This window comes from Butyrivibrio sp. (genome assembly GCF_024699075.1).
Genome location: NZ_JAILQF010000330.1, coordinates 1 through 3439 on the forward strand (window position 1 = coordinate 1; position 3439 = coordinate 3439).

Genomic DNA, 3439 nt, shown 5'->3' on the forward strand with positions numbered 1-3439 from the left:
TTTGTAGAAAGATTCTGCTGTAAACTTCTTAAAGAATGTATCCGTATCTCTCTTGGATCTTACACCATACACAATCTCTGCTCCGCCAAGATAAGCGTCAAGCATCTTGTCCATGGCTCCAATATCATCCTGTCCATCACAGTCTATTGATATGGTAATATCACATACATCACGAGCTTCCATAAGACCAGCAAGTACAGCATTCTGGTGGCCACGGTTTCTGCTCTGGGATATACCAATAAAATGCTCATCTTTTTGTGAAAGTTCTGTTATGATATCCCAGGTTCTATCCTTTGATCCATCATTAACAAAAAGGATTCGGCTCTTATCAGATATTTTCCCTTCATTAACCATCTTCTTAAGCTGCTGCAAAAAAAGTGGTGAAGTGATCGGAAGTACATTTTCTTCGTTATAGCATGGAATCACAATCCATAAAATCGGGTTTGACATAATTTCTTCCTTTTATGTTTTTTTATAATCACTGCATTAAACTGAAATAATTATTTCTTATCTCAAATAATATAGCCTATATATATTTGATATACTTATTTATCTCAAATTATACAGATAGCTTTATCCTATCTTACTACTGACTATATTTCTAGCATCTCAGTCTACTTCATTACCTTCCTCAATCTTCTCATCAGCTGTAGCTTCGTGATATTCCTTCTCTGTATTAACATTCCAGATTGCTGACTTGTCAGTAGAACCTGTCATGATACATTTTACAGCTTCAAAAGAAGTGATCATTGAGTGATCGATATTGTTGTAACGGTGCTGACCATTGCGTCCTACACAGAACAGGTTATCAATTGTATCAAGATAAGCTGTAAGTGTATCTATCTCTTCATATGTGTCAAAATAAGCAGGATATGCCTTCTTAACTTTCTCCATATGTGTGTCTATAACAACATCAGCAGAATCGATAAGTCCAAGCTTAACCATCTCAGATACGCCAAGCTTTGAAAACTCCTCTTCTGTCATGTTCCAGTATTCATCACCTTCGTTGACGAAATACTCAAGGCCAAGCCATACAGTATTCTCAATATCCTTTATAAGATAAGGCGACCAGTTATTATAGATCTGAAGTCGTCCCATCTTAACATTACGATCCTGAACATAGATCCAGCAATCAGGAACTATATTAGATACTGTCTTAAGATTAGTCTCATTCTTAAGATTTATCCTTGGAACCAGAACTCCAAGTGTCATGTAATCACGGTACGGAAGTCCCTTAGCTATTCTCTTAGGCTCATCAGGAACATCATTCATGCCGCCAACGAGGTCTTTTATAGGCATTGAAGAAATGAAGTAATCACCACTTTCTGTTTTCATCTGGCCGTCATGTTCGTACGTCACAGACACTATATGATCATTGTCATCCTTGGTGATACCTGTTACCTTAGCATGTTTTATTATCTTACCACCAAGCTCCTCAATCCTTGCCGCAGTAACATCCCACATCTGACCAGGGCCATACTTGGGATATTTGAACTCTTCTATAAGAGAAGTCTCAACCTTTTTACTCTTAATATGGAAAGCCTTCTGGAACATATTCTTAAGAATTGCTGTTATAGAGACACCCTTAACACGCTGAGCTCCCCAGCTTGCATCTATTTCAGATGGGTGCCTGCCCCAGAGATTCTCTGTATAGTATTCAAAGAACATACCATAGAGCCTTCTGCCGAACCTGTTGATATAGAAATTCTCAAGATTATCTTCAGGCTTCTTATGAAGAAGAGCTGCAAGATATGAAAATCCAACCTTCATAGTAGTAGCAAATCCCATAGTTTTAAGTGTCTCCCACTTAAGACTTACAGGATAATCGAAGAACTTGCCATCAAAAAGGATACGGCTTACTCTGTGTCTTGTAAGCATGACCTCATCTTCCTTCTCAGGATCAGGTCCTCCTTTCATAAGTGGCATACTTCTATTCAACATTATATCGTCTCTTGAAGGTGCTCCCTGCATTGGAAGCATCTTATCCCACCACTCATTAACTTCAGGAATTTTGGAAAAAAGGCGATGACCGCCCATATCCATACGGTTACCTTTATAATTAACAGTTTTGGCTATACCGCCAAAATCATCTGACTCTTCAAATACAACTACATCAATCGGATCATTCTTGTCTTTGGACTGCTTTAAAAGTTCATATGCAGCTGTAAGACCCGCAGGTCCTGCACCTATAACAAGCGCTCTCTTCATTTTTACCCTCACTTTTTTACAAGAAACTATAAGTTCCATGTCTTAAATATAACTATCTACCACGTTATTTCACAAAACCAAATATCTCTATCTATTACTTAGAGGCTCTTCTAATATCATACTAATTTCAAAAAAATTAGTACCAAGAATAGCTCTGTACCTTGCCCAATACTAAAACATTATAAACGTTCTAACTTTAAAAAGCTATTCAATATCCTATTTTAAGGTGATTTTATAGCAAGGATTGAGTATATGTGTTAAAATAAGCTTTGTAATAATTTCGTAATATTTTCACGGGGAGGAAAAATGTCTATTCATAATCTTTTATCAGTCACGTCGTTAATCCTTACAACCACCTTGTTAACCGGCTGCACATCTCCTTCTATTTCTAATCTTGGAATAAGCGGCGAAAGCATGTCAGGAAATGCAAGTTCTACAGCAAGTGATATTTCTTCTGCAGATAGTTCTGCTTCAAATATTGCGTCAACTATGATCTCAGGCGAAGCTAGTAGCGGTTCATCTTCAAATGCTACTTCTGATTCAAGCGAATATCTAAACTCAGGAGAGGCTAGTTCCGGAGCTACCTACAATTCAGAAGCTTCATCTACAGCTTCTACCAATGCTTCTACAGACGAGACAACAACAGTAACTAAGGATCCTTATGGTGGCGGTAATGAGCCTGTACCGGATGGAGACCTTCAGCTTGTATTTATTGGTGACAGCCAGTTTGATAACTGGAGAAATTCAGGAACGTCTATTTCAGAACTTGTTGGTGAAGAAATGAACGCCCTTCATTATAATCTTGGAGTTGGTGGAACATGTGCAGCAGTTAAGAGAACTCAAAATGGTAACAGTACCGAAGAAGGCGATAACGACTACGAAGAAGCTAACTTCACGGCTATATGTCATATGCTTAAAGGAGATCTTGAAATATCAAGTTATTCAAACTCTCTTAATGAAGAATTTGCTACTGTCCTTTATTCCATTCAGCCTGAAAAGGTTGACTACTATATTATTGAATATGGATATAATGATTACTATATGGGTCTTGATATCTACAATAAAGATAATCCTTATGATGAGCATACTTACTATGGTGCATTAAATCAAGGTATCAAGATGCTCAAAGAAATATCTCCAGATGCTCATTTCATCATCTGTACTCCATGTTATTGCAGATTCTATGATGGATCAGGTAATGACATGGGTGATGCTTATAACATATCTAAAG

General features: G+C 37.5%; 3 protein-coding genes. 1 reads left to right on the forward strand and 2 read right to left on the reverse strand.

The features are described 5' to 3' along the window. Both K6G87_RS13270 and K6G87_RS13275 read right to left on the reverse strand, forming a co-directional pair. Nucleotides 1–450: glycosyltransferase (locus K6G87_RS13270; protein ID WP_296838205.1), on the reverse strand; the 450-nt coding region annotated here is incomplete at its 3' end. Between the two features lie 159 nt (nt 451–609). Further along, nucleotides 610–2208, reverse strand: coding sequence for an NAD(P)/FAD-dependent oxidoreductase (locus K6G87_RS13275; RefSeq protein WP_296838208.1), 1599 nt, complete (start codon nt 2206–2208; stop codon nt 610–612). A 306-nt stretch (nt 2209–2514) separates the two neighbouring features. Here K6G87_RS13275 and K6G87_RS13280 point away from each other — a divergent pair. Continuing rightward, a partial coding sequence (locus K6G87_RS13280) for an SGNH/GDSL hydrolase family protein (RefSeq protein ID WP_296838211.1) occupies nt 2515–3439 on the forward strand: 925 nt, incomplete at its 3' end.

Coding starts and splice junctions, on each gene's coding strand:
- K6G87_RS13275 (WP_296838208.1), bottom strand. CDS start 2,208: ATGAAGAGAGCGCTTGTTATAGGTGCAGGACCTGCGGGTCTTACAGCT.